This window comes from Polyangium sp. y55x31, assembly GCF_029946505.1.
GTDB lineage: Bacteria > Myxococcota_A > Polyangia > Polyangiales > Polyangiaceae > Polyangium.
The window spans coordinates 29,069-50,375 of the sequence record NZ_JARZHG010000037.1 but is presented as its reverse complement, the minus strand read 5'-3'; the positions used below and the strand labels follow the sequence as shown (position 1 = coordinate 50,375).

Sequence of the window (21,307 nt, the reverse complement as noted above, 5' to 3'; positions counted from 1 at the left end):
GAGGACGCGTGCTGGTGCGACGACGATTCATCGGGGGGGCCGCGGGCGTGCTCACGCTCGCATGCATTCTCACGGGCTCGGCGCCCGCGCGTGCCGGAGATCCTTCCCACGTCGCGCTCTGGCGTATGGAGGTGCACGGCGCGTATCTCCAGGGCGATCAGCGGGTCGGGGCGGGCACGCTCGTGCCGTACAACGGCTGGGGGCTCTGGGCGCGGGTCGGCATCTCGGAGTTTCCCTGGAAATGGCTCGGATACGACGTGCTCGGGCAGATCGGCCTGGTCGGCACGCCGCAGAGCAACTTCGACGTGGTGACCGAGGCCGCCGTCGCGTTCGCGCCCGCGCGCTGGAAGGGGAGCGTGGATGGCTCGATCGTCCTCGGCGCGGGCGGCGGCATCGGATTCGAGCGCCCCGTTTGGCTCGGCCGCGGGGGTACGGGGTATCCGCTCTTGCTCGCGCGTCTCACGCTCAAGCCGAAAAACTCGATTCGATTTTTCACCTCGTTCCGGTTCACGCCCATCACGCCGGACGACGGCTGGGTGCGCTCCTACGATCTCGAGATCACGGGCGGGTACAAATGGTGGTATCTCGGCCTTCGTGGGCGCATCGACGACGTGACACAGGGGGATCCCGAGCGCTTGTACCGTACGTACTGGCTCGGACCGACGGCGGGATTGGTGCTTCGATGAGTCGCGCCGGGACAAACGTTTTTCTCTTGCTCGCTCTCGCGCTCGCCGGCTGTGGCCTCGATCCGGATCGTGTTTCGGAGCTGGTCTCGACGCGGGACATGCTCCTCGGCGTGACGGCGCTCGACGACGGCGTGGCGGCGGCGATCGACGTGCGTGTCGGCAGCCCCATCGGCACGGTGGAGCTCACGGGCGGCGACGCGTTGTTCGTCACGGTGGGCGGGACTCGCCGCCCGATGATCGAGGGGCAAAACAATGGCGCCCCGATCTATTCGGTAGAGCTCGATACGCTGCCGGGTGATTTCCTCCTCGACCTCGAACGGCAGAACGATCGTGACGTGCACGGCGTCGTCGTCGAGGTTCCGCCCCCGTTCACCGTCGCCGCCGAGGGCCTCACGCAGGATCTCCCGCTCTCGCTCGCCTGGGCTCCCGATCCCGAAGGCGGCAAGGTCGTGATTTCGGTGCAAGGCGATTGCATCGACACGCTCACGCGCTCGCTCGACGAGGACACGGGCACGCTCGTGATCACGCAGGCCGAGCTTCGACCACCGCCCGCGGGCCCGCCCCTCGCTCCTTGTGCGCTGGAGGTGTCGGCTTCCCGGACGATCACCACCCGCGACGCGCTTTTCTCGACGAACCCCGGCGGGAACGTCACCACGAGCGCCGAGCAACGCCGGACGATCGCGGTTGTCTGGACGCCCTGAAGTCCCGATCCACGGACGTCCGGCATTCCTTCGCATCCAACGTCAGGCCGAGGCGACCTCCTCCACGAACTTGCGGAGCCACACGTTTGCCGGGTCCGACTCGGCGTGCGCGTGCCAGTAGAGATGAAGCTGCACGGGTGGCAACTTGAACGGCAATGCGCGTCGCGAGAGCGCGTGGACCTTCCCGACCTCGCCCGTCAAGCGTCGTGGCGCGGTCAGCACGTCGTCCGAATGAGCGACCACGCGGAACGCCGAGTCGTAGCTCTGACAGCGCACCACCACGCGCCGCTCGATGCCGCGCTTCAAGAGCGCGTGATCTTCGAGCACGAGCCCCGTCGCTCGGCTCGACACGAGGACGTGAGACGCCGCGACGTACTGCGCGACCGAAAGCTTCCGCCGAAGGGGGTGCCCATCTCGCACGACGAGGCAGAAGTCGTCGTCCAGGACGCGACGATGTCGTACCGGCTCGTGGACCGGCATGTAGACATCAAAGGCGACATCGATCTGTCTGGACGCAAGCTCACGCGCAATGGCTGAGCGTCGGTACGCGACGCTCGCCAGCGTGGCAAGCGGAGCCGCCTTCGCGAGCGCGCTTCGGAGCTGAGGCAGGAGCATCGGCTCGATGGAGTCGGGCATCCCGACGCGAAACATCAGCGTCGTCGTGGAAGGCTCGAACGCTCCCCACCGATGGAGGAGTCCGCGCAACTGAGCCAACTGTTCAACGAGCGCGGGCGCCATGCGCAGGCATGTCGCAGTGGGCACCATCTCGGTCCCTTCCCGCGCGAAGAGCGGATCCTCGAGGTGCTCGCGGAGCCTTCGCAGCGCGTGGCTCACCGCCGAGGGGCTCAGTGCGAGGACTCGCGCCGCCCGTGTCAGGTGGCGTTCCCGGAAGACGGCCTCGAAGACGCGGAGCAGGTTGAGGTCCATCGTGTCGAAGCGATGCACGTGATTCATCGAGGTGCATGAAATCATATCACTTCCTTCATCGGGAAGCTTCAGCGCAAAGTCCTTCCGTGTCGGAGAGAGCGAGAGGACATCGTCGGCGAAGCCTCGGAGCCTGCAAGCGCGCTCGCAAAGCGGGCGTCCGCAGCCGCCCGCGTTCCCGGGTCCCCGTGCTCCCGCCGCCCGGCGCAGGTGCAACACCCGATACTCGACTTCCCCCAAACAGCGGACATCGGCCATGACAGAGACTCTTCAGCAACAGCAAGCGACCTGTGAATGCGGCGCTTGCCAATTCGAGGTTGGCGCAGCGCCGGCAGTACGTTTCTTTTGCCACTGCACGATCTGCCAAGCCTACAACGGCAAGCCGTTTGCCGACGTGACGGTGCATCGCGCCAGGTACGTCGAAGTGAACGACGGAAGCCAGATTGCGTTCAAGAAGTACCGCCTGCCCCCGAACATCGACCGCGGGCTCTGCAGGACGTGCGGCAAGCCCGCGATCGAATTCTTTGGCTTCGGCCCGGCGAAGCTCGCCTTCCTTCCGAGCTTCAGCTTCGAACGCCAGGAGCTCCTCCCGCCGCCTGCGATACACATTTTCTACCATCGGAGGCTGAGCGACGCCGCCGACGATTTGCCCAAGTACACCGGCTATCTACGCAGCCAGATGGCCGTCAGCGGACTGTTCACGCGGCTGTTCCGAGGACGTGGCGGATGAGCAAAACCAAGCGCATTCTCCATGTCGTCAGCAACGTGGACCACTATGACGGCCGGTCGACGCCGACCGGATTGTGGCTCTCGGAGTTGACGCATGCCTATGACGTCTTCGCCGCGCGGGGCTACGAGCAGCGCTTGGTGAGCCCGAAGGGAGGGCGGATACCTCTCGAGCCCCGTTCGCTCGCGTGGCCGTTTCTCGGCGCGTCTGCCAAAGCGCGCTTGGCAGATCCAACGTGGTGTGAGGAAGTACTCGCCGGCGTTGCGACGAAGGTGCCCTACAACGCCGAGGCGGAGATGCGCGCGCGTGGCGCGCGGTACGAGAAGAATATCGTCCCGTTCCTATCGAAGGTCGTTGTCGACGGGAAATTGGTGACTGGCCAGAACCCTCAATCAGCGAAGGCGACCGCGAGGAGCGTCGTGTCTCTCCTCTCTTCATGATCGCACACGACAATCGCATTCGGTCTTGAACCGCTCGCGAGGAAAATCCACATGCTGACCAAGTTCAAGAAAGAAGTTCTTGCCTCCATCGCACTCGCGCTTGGTGCTGCGACGTTTGCCAGTGGCTGCGTCATTAGCCATGTTGAACGGGTGGGGCCAGAGTGGGACGTTCATGCTGACGAGAAAGCGCTTGCCGTAGACTCATCACCCCAAGGTAGCGATGACCTCGCGCTACTGAGCGACGAGTTCGAGGACGCTTCGACGCTTCAGCAGTGGGCAAAGCTGAGCGACGTGGAGGGGTGGCCAAATGAGATCAAGAAGCTGGACGTCAACACGGCGGATCCAGGAAATCTCACCTTGGAACCCTATGCGAGCTTCTGGTTCGGCGACTTTCACGCGCCGTTCCTCTTCAAGAAGGTGACGGGGGATTTCATCGTCACGACGCGCGTGCTGGTGACGGGGGCGACCGCAGACGTACCAGCGCGGGGGTATTCGCTTGCTGGTCTGCTCGCTCGCGCACCACACGATGAAGGGCGCAAGAATTGGAAGGAAGGCACGGAGAACTGGATCTTCATCACGGCCGGGAGCGGCGACGGTGACGGCGTTCCTCAGTTCGAGACGAAGAATACGAAAGACAGCTCGAGTCGGCTCGAGCTCAGCCCGCGAACCATCGGCTGGGTGGAGCTTCGCATTGCGCGCGCCGGCACGCGCATCACGCTTCTTCGTCGTGCGGAGAAGGAAGACTGGCGCGTCATGCGCCGGGAAGAGCGTCCCGATCTGCCGCGAACGCTTCAGGTGGGGCTCATCGCGTACACGGACTACGACTCGCTGAAGTGGGACCTGATCTTCAATCGTGTCGACCGTTATCACAACCGCGTCATCACCGACGGAGTGCCGGACCTCATCAGCCGCTTCGACTACGTTCGCTTTCAGAGGCCACCGGTATCCAAGCGGTGATCGGCCGCCTCGTACGGATCGATCTTCTCAACGCCCGCCGACACACGCCGGGAGTCTCGATGATCCTGTGGAACACCCTCTGAGGATCGCTCACGGGATGCAGGCGTCGAAAAGCACGCTCACGTCGGCGCTATGGCCATTGAGAACGGCGAGGTCCGGCTTGCCATCGTCGTTCATGTCCGCGACCGCGAGAGCGATGGGCGCGATGCCTGCGCCGTACGTGAGGGGAGGGGCGAAGCCGCCGCTTCCATCGTTGACGAGCACGCCGACGCCTTCGTCGTCGGTATAGATCAGCTCGGGCATGCCGTCGCCATTCAGGTCCCCTGCCGCGAGCGAGATTGCCATCGCGCCCGCCGCGTATCCGGTGGCGGGGGAGAAGGAGCCGTTTCCCTCATTGAAGAGCACGCTCGCGCTGGCCAAGCTGTAGTTCAACGCCGCGAGGTCGAGCTTCCCGTCGCCATTCAGATCCGCGAGGACCACCGAAATCGGGTCCCCTCCCGCGGCATAGTGGACAGGGGAGTGGAACGTGCCGTCGCCCCGGTTGAAAAACACGCTCACGTCGCCGCTCGCATTCGCGACCGCGAGGTCGGGTTTGCCGTCGCCGCTCACGTCCGCCGCCGCGACCGAGACCGGGACCATACCTGTGTCGTGGTCGACGGCAGCGGCGAAAGCGCCGTTCCCCTGGTTGACGAGCACGCTCACCTTCTTGCTGAACTGGCTGGCGACGACGAGATCGCGCTTGCCGTCACCGTCGAGGTCCGCGGCGACGATCGACCTCACCCCTTCGCCCACTGCGTGGTTGATCGGGGGCACAAGGGCGCCATTCCCGTCGTTCAGCAGCACGTCGACGCCGCCTGTGCCGTAGCTCCCGACAGCGAGATCGGGCGCGCCGTCGTCGTTCAGGTCCGCCGCGACGATGGTGTGGGGCTCTCCGATCGTGGCGTAATCGACGGGATCGGCGTAACTCCCGTCGGCCTGATGAAAAAGGACGCCGACGCCACTGCCGGTGGCGCGCGCGACGGCGAGATCGGGCAGGGCATCGCCGTTCAGGTCCGCCACCGCAATCGCGGATGGTAAGTCGCCCACGGGGTACTGCCGGCCGAACACACCGCTTCCCTGATTGAGCCGCACGCTCACGCTGTCGCTCAGGGCGCTCGCGACGGCGAGATCGGGTTTGCCGTCGCCGTCGAGGTCCCCGACCGCGACCGCTTCCGGGACCTTGCCCGTGCCGTAGCGGACGGGTGCGGCGAAGGTGCCGCTGCCCTGGTTCATGAACACGCTCGCGCTGGAGTCTCCGCTCGCAGCGGCGAGATCGAGCTTGCCGTTGCCGTCGAGGTCCACCGCTGCCACGTCGTAAACAGGATGGAGCGTAGGGTACACGGTCGGCGGGGCGAAGGTGCCATTGCCTTCGTTCCTGAGCACGCTCAGGTGGCTGCTCCAGCCGTCGGTGTCGGCGGTGCCAATGGCGAGATCGGGCCGGCCGTCGCCGTCGAGGTCCGCGGCGATGACTGACGCAGCCCCGTAGCCCGCGTATTGCTCGACCGCCGCGCCGAAGGAGCCGCCGCCCTGATTGCGGAGCACACTCACGTTGCCGCCCGCGAGGACGTAGCGCGACGCGACGGCGAGATCGGGTTTGCCGTCGCTGTCGAGGTCTGCGACCGCGACCGAGCTCGGGTGCCCCATCACGGTGTATGCCATCATGGGTGCGAAGGCGCCGCCGCCCAGATTGAAGAGCACGCCCACGCTGCTGCTGCCGCTGTTCGAGACGGCGAGATCGGGCATGCCGTCGCCGTCGAGGTCTGCCACGGCGACCCCGCTCGGACCCAGGCCCGCGGCGTGCGTGAGCGGCGGGGCGAAGGCGCCGCCCCCGAGGTTTTCGAGCACGCTCACAGTGTTGCCGTCACGGTTTGTCACGGCGAGGTCGGGCTTGCCGTCGCCGTTCAGATCGGCCGCGACGACCGCGGAGGGGCTCGGTCCGCTCGGGAGGTCGACGGGGGGGGCGAATTTGCCGTTCCCGAGGTTCTCGAGCACGCTCACGGTATCGTCGCCCGTGTTCGCGACGATGAGGTCCGATAGCCCGTCGCCATCGAGATCTGCCATCGCAATGGACGATGGCTGGTCGCCCACCGGGATGTAGGGGATGCCTGGGAGCCCGATCGTCCCGGCGCACGGGGGACCGACGCAGGCGCCGGCGACGCACGTCTTGCCCATGTCGCAGATGATCGGGCTGCCCCCCACGCACATACCCGCCTGGCAGGTGCTGCCGACGATACAGCCGCTGGCGGCGACGCATGCGGCGCCGTCGGCCTTCGGCTGGTGCACGGGGCCGCTCATATCGCAGACGTCATCGGTGCACGCGTCATGATCGTCGACGGGGATGCATGGCGCGCCGCCACTGCCGCCGCTGCCGCCGCTGCCACCGGCGCCGCTGCTGCTGCTGCTTCCACTGGCGGACGCGTTCGTGCTGGTGGAGGACGACGTGGGAGGCTCCGCGTCGACCTCGGAGCACGCGTACGCGCCGGCGCACACCCAGACCAACGCCATCCGAACGGCAGAGGCTCTCCTCACGATCTCCCTCCGAAGCAAGCGTCCGGGGAGCCTATCAGAACGCCGCGTGGAGTGACCGAACTATCTGCTGGAGCTCGTCTGCCCCGATATCCGGCAAGGCGTCGTGATGAACATCGGGGCCATTGGAGCTGCGGCATCGGCTGAATATCCCGCCGTGCTCGCCGAACGATCCGCGGTGCTGGCTGCCGATGCCACGCCGAACACCACAGCCGGCCCTCGACCCGGAAGCGCTGGAAGAGGCCATTGCGTTTTGCTGCCTCGCGCGACGTGCGTCCACGTCGCCATGTGCTGGTCACGCGTGTGACCTGTGTGCGCACGATGGCTGGTCATTGCGGGAACCAGGTTTTGCGCACATTTATTTTCGAAATGGAACCTTGCAATGCTGCCCGAAGCAGAATAAAGTGGCTGTTCACGCGGGTGGCTCCGGTTCCCGAAGGGGTCTCGTCGAGTCTGCGTCACAGCCCACCTTGGTGAGCCACTCGCGCGTTGACCCAACCACGGCGTGACGCTGCAATATAAATTCGAGAGGCGCGGTTCGTACGCGTCGCCTACGGACGTGCGCGCGTGCAGCGCACCTCGACGTCAATTCCATGTCGCCTATCGTATTTTCGACCGGCGACGGTGCACCATTTCCATACCCCGGAAGGAACCGACATGACGCAAAAGCTTCGTTATTCCCTCGCGCTCGTGATTGCTTCGCTCGGCCTCGCGGCTTGCGCCATCGGCGCGGACGAGGGCAGGGAGGACGTGGGAGCCGCTCCGGTCGCCCTCTCGGCTGAGGGCCGGTACATCATCAAGTTCAAGGATTACGGGCGGCGCGGCGCGTCGATCACGGCCGCGGGCGGCAAGGTCGCGCGGGAGCTACCCGAGCAGGCCGCGAGCGCCGTGTACCTGCCCGACGCGGCCGTCGAGGCCATGGCGAACAACCCGAACGTCGAATACGTCGAGGTCGATCCGCGCCGCGAGCTCTACGGCCAGACGACGCCGTACGGCATTTCGATGGTGCAGGCGACCGACCCCGCGTTCTCGAACGCGAGCGGCAGTACGAAGGTCTGCATCATCGACTCGGGCTTTCATGCAGGCCACGCCGATCTCCAGGGCCTGCCCGTCACGGGCCAGAGCGGCACCTCGTGGAACTCGGATAGCTGCGGCCACGGCACGCACGTCGCCGGCACGATCGCCGCAGTGAACAACTCCCTCGGCGTCGTGGGCGTCGCGCCGGACAACGTCTCGCTCCACATCGTGAAGGTCTTCGACGGCGCCGATTGCGCCTGGTCGTACTCCTCGGATCTCGTGGCCGCGCTGAACGAATGCCGGAGCGCGGGCGTGAAGGTCGTGAGCATGAGCCTCGGCGGTGCCCTGTCGAGCAACACGGAAAAGACCGCGTTCGACAACGCCTACGCCGCGGGCGTGCTCAGCATTGCAGCCGCGGGCAACGGCGGCAACAACAAGACCTCGTATCCAGCAGGGTATGCGTCCGTCATGTCCGTCGCGGCAGTCGATTCGGCGAAGGCGAAGGCGGACTTCTCGCAATACAACGCCGACGTCGAGATCGCGGCGCCGGGCGTGCAGGTTCTCTCGACCGTGCCGTGGACGACACCAACGCTCACGGTCGGCTCGAGCCAATATGCGGGTTCAATCATCGACGGCGCGGCGGCAAAGAGCGTCTCGGGCGCACTCGTCAACGGCGGCTTGTGCGACTCGGTGGGCTCGTGGGCGGGCAAGATCGTGCTGTGCCAGCGCGGCACGAACAGCTTCGCAGAGAAGGTCGCCAACGCGCAAAGCGGCGGCGCCGCAGGCGCGGTCATTTACAACAACGTCTCCGGCGGCTTCGCGGGCACGCTCAACGGCACGAGCGCGATCCCGGCCATCAGCGCGAGCCTCGAAGACGGCCAGGCCCTCGTCGCGAGCTCGCTCGGCGCGAGCGCGACGCTGAACACAATCCAGACGATCCCGGGCACGGGTTACGAGGCATGGGACGGCACCTCGATGGCGACGCCGCACGTCTCGGCCGTGGCGGCCCTCATCTGGAGCCAGAAGCCAACGGCGACGAACGCCGATGTCCGCAATGCACTCACCTCGACGGCGGAGGACCTCGGCACGGCCGGCCGCGACGTGAACTTCGGCTATGGCCTCGTGCGCGCGAAGAACGCGCTCGACGCCCTGCTCAGCAGCGGCGGCGGAGGCGGGCCCACCTGCGGCGCCTCCGGCGCGACCTGCGCGGCCGGCTCGGATTGCTGCTCGGGCACCTGCGGCGTCAAGGGCAAGAAGATCTGCAAGTGAGCCTTGGGAGCCCGTGCCCCTGAGCATGGATTTCATCTTGGGGGCGCTGCGCTGGGGCTTTGCCCCAGGCCCCACCGGGGCTATCCGCCCCTGGACCCGGACCAGCGCAAGCGCTGGACTCGGGGTCGATGAACTGCGCGATGCGCGGTTCATCGAACGGGCCAGGTCAAGACCAGCGACGACCCTGCCAACCAAGGCGGCAACGGTGCCCCCATCGCCAGCTTGAAACGTACCTCCACGGTCTTGCCACCGGCCTGCTGGAAAAACTGCGCATCGCGCAGTTTTTCCACCTGAGGTCCAGCGCTTGCGCTGGTCCGGGTCGAGGGGCGGACAGCCCCCGCGGGGTCCGGGGCAGCGCCCCGGCTCCACGCTCGCAGATCAGGTCCCGGCGACCTGCATGCCGTCGAAGACGAGCGTGGGCACGCGGCTGCTCGAATAAACGAACGGATCGTTGCCGACGGCGATGAGGCGCTTCCACACGTCGACGTGGCGACCGGCGATGTTCATCTCGGCGATCGGCTCGGCGATCTTTCCGCCGCGGATCACGAAGCCCTGGACGCCGAGCGAGAAATCGCCGGTCGCGTCGTTCGAGTTTCCGCCGAGGAATGACGTGACGAGCAGGCCGTCCTTCACGTCGACCGCGAGTGCGGCTTGTGGCTTCGGGCCGAGCTTCCAGGCGAGGTTCGTCGAGGCGCCCGTGGTCGGGGCCATGCTGAGCTTCTTGCCGTAATACGTGTCGATGTAATGGTTCTTGAGGACGCCCTTCTCGAACATCGGCAATCGTCGCGCGGCCAGGCCCTCGTTATCGAACGGCCGCGTGCTGAGGCCCTTCGGCAGGAGCGGATCGTCCGCGAAATCCAGCTTGTCGCTGCCGAACGGTTTGCCCACGAACCCTTCGAAGAACGAGCGCTTCTGCTGCAGCGCGGCCCCGGTCAGCGGGCGGAGCAAGTAGCTCACGAAGCGGCCCGCGGCGCGGTTGTCGATGATCACCGGCATCACGGCCGAGGGGGCCTTTTTGGAGCCTCGCCGCGCGAGCGCCCGCTCCGTCGCGCGTCGTCCCACGGACGCCGCGTCGGGCAGGTCCGCGTAGATCCGCACCCAGGCGTATTCGCCCTCCTCGGGCCGACGACCGTCGTCGTCCTTGATGCTCACGTCGGCCGAGATCGAGAACTCCGTGCCCGCGAAGCTCCCTTCGAGCCCATTCGAATGCACCTGCGTCGTCTCGTTCCACGAATGGTAACCGTTCGTGGTGACGCTCAGGATCGCCTCGCTCCCCTTGACGGAGCGCGCCGCCTCTTCCATGCCCTGCGCCGTGCGGCGCAGATCGAGCGCGGTGATGCTCTCGATTCGCGGATCGGCGATGGAAAGGCCCTCCGGCGCCGCCTTCGCGTACAGCGCGGGATCCGGCAGGGTCCGGTGCGGATCCTTCGCGAGCGTGCGCGTGAGGCCGATGGCGTTGTCCAGGAACGACGCGAGGCCCTCGGGGCGCAGATCACTCGTCGAGCAGACCGAGTACCTCCCGTCGACGAAGAGCCGGACGTCGAGCCCGCGGCTCGTCGCTTCCGTGATCTTCTCCAGCTTGCCGTCGCGCCACGTGACGTCGACGTCCCGCTTCACCTTCGCGACGGCCGCGACCTCTGCCGCGCCTTTCTGTTTGGCGAGAGAAACGACCTTCCTGGCGATCTCCAGCATGGCTTCGTTCGTCATGACGCTCCCTCAGCCCTTCGCGCTCGCCTTGTCGCCCTGCCCGCCCACCGTGATCGACGAGACGCGCACCGTGGGAATGCCCTGCGAGACGGGCACCATTTGCACGTCTTTGCCGCAGGTCCAGCCGCCCTCGTCGATGACGAGGTCCTTGCCCACCATGTCGATGCGCTCGAGCACCTTGGGGCCGTTGCCGATGATGTTCACGTCCTTGATCGGCCGCGTCAGCTTGCCGTCCTCGATGAGGAAGCCGTTCTTCACGTAAAACGTGAAATCGCCGGCGCCGATCTGGACCTGGCCGTTGGAGAAACTCTGGCAGTAGATGCCGCGCTTGACCGAGGCCACGATCTCGTCGTGCTCGTGCGGCCCGGGCAGCATGTACGTCGCCCGCATGCGCGGCATCGGCGGGTGCTGGTAGCTCTGCCGCCGGCCGTTGCCCGTGGGCTTCAGGCCGTAGTGCTTCGCCGAGATGGAGTCGTGCATGTACGTCGCGAGGATGCCCCGATCGACGAGCGTCGTCGTGCCCGCGGGGTTGCCCTCGTCGTCGACGTTGATCGCCCCGCGCGCGTGGGGCTGCGCCGCGTCGTCGACGATGTTCACGAAGGGTTTGGCGATGGGCTTGCCGATCTTGTCCGCGTAGATCGAGACGCCCTTGCGATTGAAATCGGCCTCCATGCCGTGGCCGATCGCCTCGTGGAGGAGGATGCCCGACGAGCCGGCCGCGAGCACCACGGGCATCTCCCCGGCCGGCGCCGGGACCGCGTCGAAGAGCACGGTCGTCCGCGCGACCGCCTCGCGCACCACGCGACCCACGGTCTCGGCCGAATAAAAATCCATCCCCCGCCGGCCCGCCACGTTGTAGCCGTTCGTCTCCTTGCGGCCGTTTTGCTCGGCGACGCACGAGACGTAGAGCGTGGTCATCGGCTGGAAATCCTCGACGAGCCGCCCCTGGCTGTCGGCGATGAGGATCGCGCCCGCCTCGTCCATGAAGCCGACGCTCACCTTCTTGATGCGGCCATCCGCCTTGAAGATCGCCGCGTTCACGCCGTCGAGGATCGGGAGCTTCTGCTCGGGCTTGATGCCGTCCCAGGGCACGTCGAGCGCGTAACGCTGCGGCAGCGCCGCACCGACCGCGAACGCCGTGGGCCCGGGCCGCGCCGGCCCGTCCGCGACCGCCGCCGCCGTCTGCGCCGCGCGCTTGATCGCCTCGCGCGTGAGCTCCTCCGTGTACGCGTAGCCCGTCTGATCGCCGCGCACCACGCGCACGCCCACGCCGAGCTCCACGCGTGTGTAGGCGCGGTTCACCTCACCGTCTTCGAGCTGCAATCCATTGGTGACGCGGTGCTGGAAGAAGAGGTCGGCGTGATCGGCGCCGCGCGAGAGCGCCTCCGCGAGCGCGTCCCGGATCATCCCCTCGTCGACGCCGAACCGGCTGAAATACGAGACCTTCGGCGCGTTGGCCGAGGGCACGACCGCGGCCGTGGTGGGCTTTTCGAGCGCCTGCCCCGCGCAGCCGAGCAAGAACCCGCTCGCCGAGGCCGCCGCGATGCTCGACGCTCCCATCTCGATGAATTGCCTCCGGTTCAGGCGAAGATCGTGGCCCATCGTTTTGAGCTCCAGGTGAAAGTACGGTCACGACGATACACCCACGTCCACACGCGAGCACGCGGATTCAACAGGCGAGCCGCGTTTCGACGCCTCCGTCCGGGTGGTTCGTCCGGGAACTTCGATCCATAACGTCATGCCGCAGCGCGGCACGGCCTGCCGCTTGCAACCAATGCCGTGCCGTGGTCTACAGCGTCGTACCATCCAACGGGTAGACGCTCCGGGACGACGCGTGTGAACGCCGAACGCGGATTCATCCTGACTCCGACCTACCGGATCCACGACGATCGGACCGAGGTGCACCTGTACGCCGTCCTCGCGAGCGGCGAACCCGCGCTCCTCGTGCACGACCAGCATCGGCCGTACATGTTCGTTCGCGTGGAGGACGCAGCCGTAGCGCGTCGCGTCGCGGGCGAGCGCCTGTCGGAAACGCCCTTCGTCTCGTTTGCCGGAGATCCCGTCTTGCGCGTCGAGGCCCCGAACCCCGAGCGCCTCGCCGCGCTGCGGGCGTCCCTCGTCGCGAGCGGCGTGATCCCGCTCGAAGCGGATGTGCGTTTCGTGCAGCGTTTCCTCGTCGATCACGGCATCCGCGGCGCCTTCTCGGTCGAGGGCCCGTTCGAACGTCGCCGCGGCGTTGGCCGCGTCTACAGAAACCCGCGCATCGAGCCGGCCTCGTTTGTCCCGCGCCTCTCGGTGCTCTCGTTCGACATCGAGACGAGCCTCGACGGCGCCCGCCTCTTCTCCATCGCCGCCGCGGGCCAGGGTGGCGAGCGTGTTTTCCTGATGCAAGGCGGCGCCACGACAACCCTGCCCTCCTACGTCGAACATTTCCCCGACGAACGTTCCCTCCTCGCTGCTTTCTTCGAGCACGTACGAACGGCCGATCCCGACGTGCTCACCGGCTGGAGCTTGCCCGATTTCGATCTCCCGCAGCTCGTCGCGTTCGCGCGTCGCGCGCGCCTGCCGTGTTCGCTCGGCCGCGCCTCGGGCAACCCCACGATCCGCCGCGATCCTGGCTTCACCCGCGAGGCGCGCGCGTTCGTCCCCGGCCGCGTCGTGCTCGACGGGCTCGCGCTCGTGCGTGGCGCGTTCGTGCGGCTCGACGACTATCGCCTGGAGACCGCGGCGCGCACGATCCTCGGCCGCGGAAAACTGTTTGGCCCCGACGCACGCGGCGAAGCCATCGAGTCCGCCTTCCGCGACGACCCGGCCGCGCTCGCCGCGTACAACCTCGAAGACGCCCGGCTGGTGCTCGAGATCGTGCAGAAGCTCGGCCTCGTCGAGCTCGCCGTCGAGCGCAGCTTGCTCACGGGCATGCCGCCGGATCGTGTCGGCTCGCAGATCGCCGCCGTGGATTCGCTTTACCTCGGTGAGGTCCGGAGCCGCGGCCGCGTCGCGCCTTCGGTCGTCCGCGACGATGATCTCGAAGGGACTGCCCTCGCGGGCGGCCTCGTCCTCGATGGAATACCCGGGTTTTTTCGGAACGTCCTCGTCTACGATTTCAAATCGCTTTACCCGAGCATCATCCGCACCTTCAACATCGATCCGCTCACCTTCGCGGGCGAGGGCAAACCGAGCGATTCGAGCGTCATCCACGTCCCCGGCGGCGCGACGTTCCGGCGGGACGAGCGGGGCATCCTGCCCGATCTCGTGGCGCGGCTCGGAAACGAGCGGCAAGAGGCGAGGAAGAGCGGCGACGAGCGGCGCGCGCAGGCCATCAAGATCCTCATGAACTCGCTCTACGGCGTGCTCGGCTCCCCCGCGTCGCGCCTCTTTTCGCCGCCCGTCGCGAGCGCGATCCCGCTCGCGGGGCAATGGGTCATCCGCGTCGCGGCCCGCGCCGCCGCCTCGCTCCCCGGCCATCGTGTGCTCTACGGCGACACCGACTCGCTCTTCGTCGACGTGGGCGAGCCCGATCCCGAAAAAGCCGCGGCGTACGCGCACGTGCTCCGCGAGCACATCGCCGGCGAGGTTGATCGCGCGATCTCTCTCTCGTTCTCCGTCGAGAGCCACCTCGATCTCGCATTCGCCAAGATGTACGCGCGGTTTTTCCTGCCCGAAATGCGCGGACGCGCCGAGGGCAGCAAGAAGCGGTACGCGGGGCTCGTCCATCGACCGAGCGGCGACGGCGAGGTCGAGATCGTCGGCCTCGAAGCGGTCCGGCGCGATACGAGCGCCATCGCGCGCAGGTTCCAGCGCGAGCTTCTGGATCGTGTCTTTCACGATCGCCCCGTCGAGCCGTTCATCCTCGCGTTCGTCGAGGATCTCCGGGCGGGCCGCTTCGACGCCGAGCTCGTCTACCGCAAGGCGTTACGCAAGCCGCTCGAAGCCTACACGAAGACCACGCCGCCGCACGTGAAGGCGGCGCGCAGGCTCGGCGGGGACGCGGGCCGTGTCGTCTCGTACGTGGTCACGAAAAACGGCCCCGAGCCCACGAGCGCGCGTTCGTCCCCATTGGACCACGAGCATTATGTCGAGCACCAGATCAAGCCGATCGCCGACGCGGTGCTCCGTCTCTCGGGCGGGCGCGATTTCGACGACGTCACGGGCGCGCGGCGCCAGCTCTCGCTCTTCTGAAGTGCCCGGGTGACATGCCCACGCGCGGGGAGTATCGTGCCGCGCCATGCAATACACCCGACTCGGCCGCACGGCCCTCAAGGTCAGCCGACTTTGCCTCGGCACGATGAACTTCGGCCCCCAGACGAGCGAGGAAGACTCGTTCCGCATCATGGACCGCGCCCTCGATCTCGGGATCAACTTCTTCGATACGGCCAACGTGTACGGCTGGAAGAAGGGCGAGGGCTGGACGGAGCAGATCATCGGCCGCTGGTTCGCCCAGGGAGGCGGGCGCCGCGAGAAGACCGTGATCGCGACGAAGGTCTACGGCGGCATGGGCGACTGGCCGAATACCTCGCGCCTCTCGGCGCTGCACATCCGGCAGGCGTGCGAGGAATCGCTCCGGCGGCTCCAGACCGATCACATCGATCTCTACCAGATGCACCACGTCGATCGCGACGCGCCGTGGGACGAGATCTGGCAAGCGATGGAGGTCCTCGTCCAGCAGGGCAAGGTGATCTACGTGGGCTCCTCGAACTTCGCGGGCTGGCACATCGCGCAGGCGAACGAGGCCGCGAAATCGCGCCATTTCCTGGGGCTCGTCTCGGAGCAGAGCCTGTACAACCTGATCGACCGCACGATCGAGCTCGAGGTGATCCCCGCCTGCGAGCACTACGGGCTCGGCGTCATCCCGTGGAGCCCGCTCAAGGGCGGCATCCTCGGCGGCGCCCTCAAGAAAGAAAAAGAAGGGCGGCTCGCCACCGATTTCGCGCAAAAGAACCTGCTCAAATACCGCGAAAAACTCGAGCGGTTCGAGGCGCTCGCGGAAGGCCTCGGCCAGCCCGCCGCCGACGTCGGGCTCGCGTGGCTCCTCGCGCAGCCCGCCGTGACCGCGCCGATCATTGGTCCACGTACGATCGAGCAGCTCGACGGCACGGTGCGCGCGCTCGACATCAAGCTCGACCCGGCGACCCTGAAGAAGCTCGACGAGATCTTCCCCGGCCCCGGCGGCGCCGCGCCCGAAGCGTACGCGTGGTGAAGGACGGCCAGGCGGCGCCGGGATCGAGTACGCTCGGCCCGTGACGTTTCGCCGGGCCGCCCTGTCCTTCCTGCTGTTCGTCCTCGCGCTCGTTTCCTGGGCGCCGCGCGCCCTCGCGCATCCGTACATGCTCCCCGGCGGGCGCGAGAAGGACGTGCTCGCGCTCTTCGCTCCCTTCACCCTTGGCAAGGACGTCGCCGAGGGATTCGCGCTCTGGAACGTCTCCATCGAGCAGCAACGGATCCTCGTCAGCCTGCGTGAGCCGAAGGGGCGCGAGGCCCGCGTCACCCTGGTCCACCCCGAAGACGAGGCCGCGCGCCCCGAGGCCCCGCGCTCGTCGAGCTTCGTGGCCGTGCGTGATCCCTCGGGGGATCCCGCGGCCGAAAAGGCCGTCGCCACGCTCTTCGAAGCCCTCACCCGAAATGATCACGGCGGCCTCTGGATCGAGCCGCAGCCGAAGGCGACTCCACGTTCGTCCGGCGTGGCCCCGATCCAGGCGCGCGTCGCAGCCTACGCCGCGGGGCAATGGGGGGATCTCGATGGCATCGTCGCGCTCTTCGGGTTCGTCGCGCTCGCCACCGTCCTCGCCGTCCGGCTCACGCGGGACGAGCCTGCGTGGATGCGAGGCGCCCTCGCCGCGATCGTCCTCGCCGGCGCGGCCACGCGGCTCTGGCTCGCGCCCGTCTCGTTCCTCGGCGCCTGGCCCTGGACGCGCCTCTGGCCGAACGTGCGCGCCGTCGCCGACGGGCCCGTGCTCGAAGCGCTCGCCGCGCGCGCCGGCGGCCCGTTTTACCTGACCGACGTCATCACGTGGACGAACTTCGGGTACGCCGCCGCGATGCCGCTCGTGCTCTTCGGCCACGCGACCTACCTCCTGCGTGATCCACGCGCCGGCCTCTTCGCCGCGTTCGCCGTCGCATTCTTGCCGCAACACATCCGTTTCTCGCGCTGCGAGGATGCATTCGTCCCCTCGCTCGTGATCACCTCGCTCTCGTTCGCGCTCATCCACGCGTGGCTCCGCGACCCGTCGCGCGTCTTCCGCATCGTCGCGATCGCCTGCCTGCCGGCCGCTCTTTACACGGGGTACCTGCTCCGGCCGCTGAACATCCTGTTCATCGTCATCTACATGGCCGCCGTCGTCTCGCTCCACCCGGAGACGGCGCCTCCCGTGCGGCGCGTGCTCGGCCTGCTCGTCGTCGGCGGAATGGGCGCGCTCGTGTTTCCGGTGTTCTTCTCGACGAACGAGGCGGCCGTGCAAACGGCTCTCTTTCGGCCGAGCTGGCTGCTCGATGCGGGGCGCGCGGTCCTCGTGCCGAAGCTCTTCGTGCTCACCGATCCCGCCGTGACGCCGCCGGTGCTCGTGGTGCTCGCCTTCGCCGGTGCGATCATCGGGTATCGCGCGGGCGAACGCAGGCTCGTCGTGTTCCTCCTCGGCTGGCTCGCGATCTTCACGATCACGCACGCCTTCGTCATGGAGGAGACGATGCGCGCGCGGCATCACATGCACCTCGTCGTCCCCTTCCTCCTCCTCGGCGCGAGCGCCGTGCCTTGGCTCTGGGAGCGAAAGCGCGCGGGTGTCTTCGTCGCCTGCGGGGCGCTCCTCGCGGCGCCCTTGCTGTATCGCGGGTGGATCGAGGACGTCGGCTTCACCGAGATGCGGGAGCACGCGTTCGTGCAAAAGGCCCGCGATCTCGTGCCCGAAGGCTGCACGGTGATCGAGTACGCCGGCGCGGACGCGCAAGCGAAGGAGCTGCGGTTCGCTCGCATCGGCGAGCGTGTGGGCGGGCGTGATCGCGGAAAGGATCGTTATCGCGTCGTCCCCACGTTCGCCCCGGGGGTCCGCCCCGAAGTGAAGATCGAAAAGCCGCTCGAAGAGCTGCTCCGCGACCCGCCCGCGTGCCTTTACCTCTACGAGGGCCTGCCGTGCTGGTCCCAGAAAAACGCCGACGAGGCGTATGCGTCGACGTGCAGCGAGCTGCGGCAAACGCTCGACGCGGAGGTCGTGATGCAGTCGGAGGTGCCGCTCGTGATCTACGACCGGCAAAACATGCCGCCGGGTCGCCGCGATGGGCCGAACGTCACGTTCTGGTTGTCGCGGGCGCGGGGAGGGGCGAGATAGATCGGGGGAGGGGAGCGAGAATCAGGCGGCGGCCTTCTTGGGCTCGGTGACGAGGACCGGGGTTGCCGGGGCCGGGAAGCCGAGCTTGCCGATCTCGTCGTGGATCATCTGGATCGCCGCGGAGTACACGGCCCCGTAATGGCTGTTGTGGCAGCAGGGCTGCACGGCGATCACGGGGCCGGTGAGCGTGATGCTCTGCAGCTCGACGACCGGCGCCGGCGTCTTCGCGACGTGCGGGATGGCCGCGATCTTCTCCTTCAGCACCGCGATGGCCTTGTGCACGTCGGCCTGGTTCGAGAGCTGCACGCTGAGATCCACGCGGCGGTAGGGGTTCTCGGAGAAGTTCCTGATGGTGTCGTTGAAGATCTTGCCGTTGCCCACGAAGACCCGGACGTTGGCGGGCGTGTCGATCGTCGTGACGAAGAGGCCAATCGAGTGCACCGTGCCCTCGACGCCGCCCGCGAGGACGTCATCGCCGACCTTGAAGGGGCGGAGCACGATCATGAAGACGCCCGCCGCGAGGTTCGCGAGCAGGCCCGACCACGCCACGCCGATCGCCACGCCTGCCGCCGCGAGCAGGCCCGCGAACGTCGTCGTCTCGATGCCGAAGATGCTGAGCACCGAGAGGAGGAGCAGGATGTTGAGCAGGACGCCCGCCACCGAGCTCAGGTACTTGCTGACCGTGGCGTCGATCTCACGCGCCTGGAGGTTGCGATCGAGAATGCCGCGCACCGCGCGGATCACGAGGCGGCCGATGATCCAGAGGACGATCGCCCCGAGGATCTTCAATCCCACGTTCATGCCGAGCTGAACGGCCACGTCGATGTACTTTTGAATCGTTTCGTTCATGTTGGTTTTCCCCGCCAGCAATCCCTGTGCCGGGAACGTATCCGGGACGATCCGCCATTACAAGGGCTCGATCGGGATGCGTGAGGGGTCTCGATCCGAGGCGGCGAGGCATCACTCCGCGGCTGGAGGTGAGGACACGCGTCCTCAGCGTGCCTCGGGGGAGGCTGCCGAGTCGTTGGAGCTTGCGCCAAGGGGTTGGAATCTGCTCTGCTTGGGGCCCATGGATGGGGATCGGGATCTCGCGGGCCGGCTCGCCAAGAACGTCAAGCAGCTCCGGGAGGCGCGGGGGCTCACGCAACAGCAGATGGCCAAGCTCGGCGGGGTGCCGCGCGCGACGTGGGCGCACCTCGAGTCCGGCGAGGCGAACCCGACGCTCGCGGTCCTGAACCGCGCCGCGTCCGCGCTCCAGGTGTCGATCGAGGAGCTCTTGAGCGCACCACGCAGCGCCGCGCGTCACTACGCCCGCGAGACCTTGCCCGTGCGCACGCCGGGGCAAGCCGTCGTGCGAAAGCTCCTGCCGGACGCCATTCCCGGGATGGAGATCGATCGTATCGAGATCGCCCCGTCCGGCCGGATGACCGGCGTCCCGCACACGCCCGGCACGCGCGAATACCTCACGGTCGAGGCGGGCGAGATCCAGCTCTGGGTCGCGGGCGAGCGGTTCGAGGTGGCCGAGGGCGACGTCGTGGTGTTCCGCGGCGATCAGCGGCACTCGTACCACAACCCGGGCCGCGTCCCGGCGGTCGGGTATTCGGTCGTGGTGCTGGCCCGGGGGGATTGACGCTCGGTTTTCCCGCCAAACGTATCTAGTGACAGGGATCCCCCGCGACGCGTCCGCCGCCGTCGACCGGCAAACCCATCACGGGCCGGCCTTTGAGCGCGGCCACGACGAACTCCATGCGCCGGTTTTGCTTGCGCCCCTCCTCGGTGCGGTTGTCGCCGATGGGCTTGGTCTCGCCGAATCCCACGGCGATGAGCCGCCTGCAATCGACGCCGCGCGAAACGAGCGCCCGTGCGAGGGAGAGCGCGCGGCGGCCCGAGAGCTCGAGGTTCATGGCCGAGCTCCCGAGGCTGTCGGAATGGCCCTCGATGCGGAGGAGCGTGAGGTCGGGTTTGGCCTGAAGGAACGCGGTGATGAAATCGAGGGCCGGCCCGCTCGTGGCCTTGAGGCTGTCCTTGCCCGTGTCGAACTCGATGGGCTCTTTCACGACGAGCCGGCCGCCTTCGAGTGTGAACGATCCGGGGCTCGTGGGCCCGGCGAGCCATGGCGAGGGCGCAGGGTTTTCCGCGGGATTGCTCGGCGCGGGCTCCGGCGTGGGCTCGGGCTCGGGCTCCGGCGCGGGCGGATCCTCGGCCGCGGCGAGGGCAGAAGGCGCAGGCGGCGCCTTCGGGGTGTCCGTGAGGATCACGGGCGGAGGCTCGGGGGGCGGGTTCGTCGCGCCGCACCCGGATCCGAGCGCGGCGAGGACGAGGGGCAGGGCGAGGAAAGGGGAGCGCACGGCTCGAACGATGCGCTTGGGAGGGCGGGCCGGGAAAGGAAAATCGTCAGCGGGTGAGGTTCACCTCGTAGGTGCCGTAATCACTCGTCGCCGTTCCTGTGATTTTCGTCGTCCCCGGCTTGCGCTCGATCTTCATCGGATCGGCCATCGTGGGCTGGAGCTCGCCGTTGATCGTGAGGTTCAGCGTGACGCTGCCTTCGAGCGCGCCCGACATGGTGAATGCGCCGACGAGCGTGCCCGTGATCGTGCCGTTGGGAATGCCGGCGAGCTTCAGATCGAGGACCGGACCCGTGCCCGAGGTGTTGTACGTGACCTCGCCGTCGTCGGAGTAATCCTTCAAGACCTCGTTCAGGGTCATCGTCTTGTTGTCCGACGCACCCTGATCCACCTTGCCGCTGATGGTGATGGTGCCCGTCCTGTCACCATTGGCCATCTGCGGATCGATGTTCGCGCTCGACGCGGCATTGAAGCCCTGGAAGCCGAGCTGCATGGCCTTGTCGATCGATTTGTCGAGGCTCTCGTAGGCGCGGCGCGCGTCCTCCTCGGAAGCCACGTCGTCGCCGCAGGCGGCGAGCCCGAGGACGAGGGCGAAAAGCGGCAAGAACATTCGTCGGTTCATGTCGTCACCTCCAGGCGCAGAATACACGCCC

General features: G+C 67.3%; 17 protein-coding genes. 10 read left to right on the top strand and 7 right to left on the bottom strand.

All coding sequences use genetic code 11. From position 1 onward, the window contains the following. Positions 1-14: 14 nt before the first annotated feature. Entirely contained in the window at positions 15-686 is a 672-nt protein-coding gene (locus QHF84_RS40020; protein WP_281318837.1) for a hypothetical protein, read from the top strand. A 26-nt stretch (positions 687-712) separates the two neighbouring features. Next, positions 713-1,387: a hypothetical protein gene (locus QHF84_RS40015; protein ID WP_281318836.1), complete on the top strand. Its 675-nt coding sequence runs from the start codon at positions 713-715 to the stop codon at positions 1,385-1,387. A 42-nt stretch (positions 1,388-1,429) separates the two neighbouring features. Here the strand turns inward: QHF84_RS40015 and QHF84_RS40010 are convergent, their stop codons facing one another. After that, entirely contained in the window at positions 1,430-2,341 is a 912-nt protein-coding gene (locus QHF84_RS40010; protein WP_281318835.1) for a LysR family transcriptional regulator, read from the bottom strand. A gap of 226 nt (positions 2,342-2,567) precedes the next feature. On the opposite strand from QHF84_RS40010, the gene QHF84_RS40005 reads away from it, so the two are divergent. The 3 genes from QHF84_RS40005 to QHF84_RS39995 are packed head-to-tail and all read left to right on the top strand — an operon-like array spanning position 2,568 to position 4,435. Next, entirely contained in the window at positions 2,568-3,041 is a 474-nt protein-coding gene (locus tag QHF84_RS40005; RefSeq protein WP_281318834.1) for a GFA family protein, read from the top strand. Continuing rightward, on the top strand, positions 3,038-3,478 hold the full coding sequence (locus QHF84_RS40000) for a hypothetical protein (protein WP_281318833.1): 441 nt from the start codon (positions 3,038-3,040) through the stop codon (positions 3,476-3,478). The genes QHF84_RS40005 and QHF84_RS40000 overlap by 4 nt, the downstream gene beginning before the upstream one ends. Positions 3,479-3,529: 51 nt before the next feature. Beyond that, positions 3,530-4,435: a hypothetical protein gene (locus QHF84_RS39995; RefSeq protein ID WP_281318832.1), complete on the top strand. Its 906-nt coding sequence runs from the start codon at positions 3,530-3,532 to the stop codon at positions 4,433-4,435. A 90-nt stretch (positions 4,436-4,525) separates the two neighbouring features. Here QHF84_RS39995 and QHF84_RS39990 read toward each other — a convergent pair whose 3' ends face one another. Continuing rightward, the gene (locus tag QHF84_RS39990) at positions 4,526-6,979 is read right to left on the bottom strand and encodes a VCBS repeat-containing protein (protein WP_281318831.1); all 2,454 of its coding nucleotides are present in this window, start codon (positions 6,977-6,979) and stop codon (positions 4,526-4,528) included. A 678-nt stretch (positions 6,980-7,657) separates the two neighbouring features. Here QHF84_RS39990 and QHF84_RS39985 point away from each other — a divergent pair. Further along, positions 7,658-9,286, top strand: coding sequence for a S8 family serine peptidase (locus QHF84_RS39985; protein WP_281318830.1), 1,629 nt, complete (start codon positions 7,658-7,660; stop codon positions 9,284-9,286). Between the two features lie 378 nt (positions 9,287-9,664). Here QHF84_RS39985 and QHF84_RS39980 read toward each other — a convergent pair whose 3' ends face one another. Together QHF84_RS39980 and QHF84_RS39975 are read right to left on the bottom strand one after the other, a co-directional pair. Further along, a complete protein-coding gene (locus tag QHF84_RS39980) occupies positions 9,665-10,993 on the bottom strand; it encodes a TldD/PmbA family protein (RefSeq protein WP_281318829.1) in 1,329 nt (442 codons plus the stop codon). Between the two features lie 9 nt (positions 10,994-11,002). Continuing rightward, a complete protein-coding gene (locus tag QHF84_RS39975; protein ID WP_281318828.1) occupies positions 11,003-12,595 on the bottom strand; it encodes a TldD/PmbA family protein in 1,593 nt (530 codons plus the stop codon). A gap of 234 nt (positions 12,596-12,829) precedes the next feature. Between QHF84_RS39975 and QHF84_RS39970 the strand changes: the two genes are divergently transcribed. From QHF84_RS39970 to QHF84_RS39960, 3 genes are read left to right on the top strand one after another with little or no spacing between them, the layout of a single operon-like run. Further along, a complete protein-coding gene (locus QHF84_RS39970) occupies positions 12,830-15,172 on the top strand; it encodes a DNA polymerase II (RefSeq protein WP_281318827.1) in 2,343 nt (780 codons plus the stop codon). A gap of 46 nt (positions 15,173-15,218) precedes the next feature. Further along, entirely contained in the window at positions 15,219-16,190 is a 972-nt protein-coding gene (locus QHF84_RS39965; RefSeq protein WP_281318826.1) for an aldo/keto reductase, read from the top strand. A 40-nt stretch (positions 16,191-16,230) separates the two neighbouring features. Beyond that, positions 16,231-18,309 carry a hypothetical protein gene (locus QHF84_RS39960; protein ID WP_281318825.1) on the top strand — a complete coding sequence of 693 codons (2,079 nt, stop codon included), beginning with the start codon at positions 16,231-16,233 and terminating at the stop codon, positions 18,307-18,309. A 21-nt stretch (positions 18,310-18,330) separates the two neighbouring features. Here QHF84_RS39960 and QHF84_RS39955 read toward each other — a convergent pair whose 3' ends face one another. Further along, positions 18,331-19,158 (bottom strand): mechanosensitive ion channel family protein, encoded by an 828-nt coding sequence (locus QHF84_RS39955; protein ID WP_281318824.1) that lies wholly within the window; start codon positions 19,156-19,158, stop codon positions 18,331-18,333. A gap of 220 nt (positions 19,159-19,378) precedes the next feature. On the opposite strand from QHF84_RS39955, the gene QHF84_RS39950 reads away from it, so the two are divergent. After that, entirely contained in the window at positions 19,379-19,939 is a 561-nt protein-coding gene (locus tag QHF84_RS39950) for an XRE family transcriptional regulator (RefSeq protein ID WP_281318823.1), read from the top strand. 25 nt (positions 19,940-19,964) lie between these two features. On the opposite strand, the gene QHF84_RS39945 is transcribed toward QHF84_RS39950, so the two are convergent. Together QHF84_RS39945 and QHF84_RS39940 are read right to left on the bottom strand one after the other, a co-directional pair. After that, positions 19,965-20,657, bottom strand: coding sequence for an OmpA family protein (locus tag QHF84_RS39945; RefSeq protein WP_281318822.1), 693 nt, complete (start codon positions 20,655-20,657; stop codon positions 19,965-19,967). A 46-nt stretch (positions 20,658-20,703) separates the two neighbouring features. After that, positions 20,704-21,276: a hypothetical protein gene (locus tag QHF84_RS39940; RefSeq protein ID WP_281318821.1), complete on the bottom strand. Its 573-nt coding sequence runs from the start codon at positions 21,274-21,276 to the stop codon at positions 20,704-20,706. Positions 21,277-21,307: the final 31 nt, after the last annotated feature.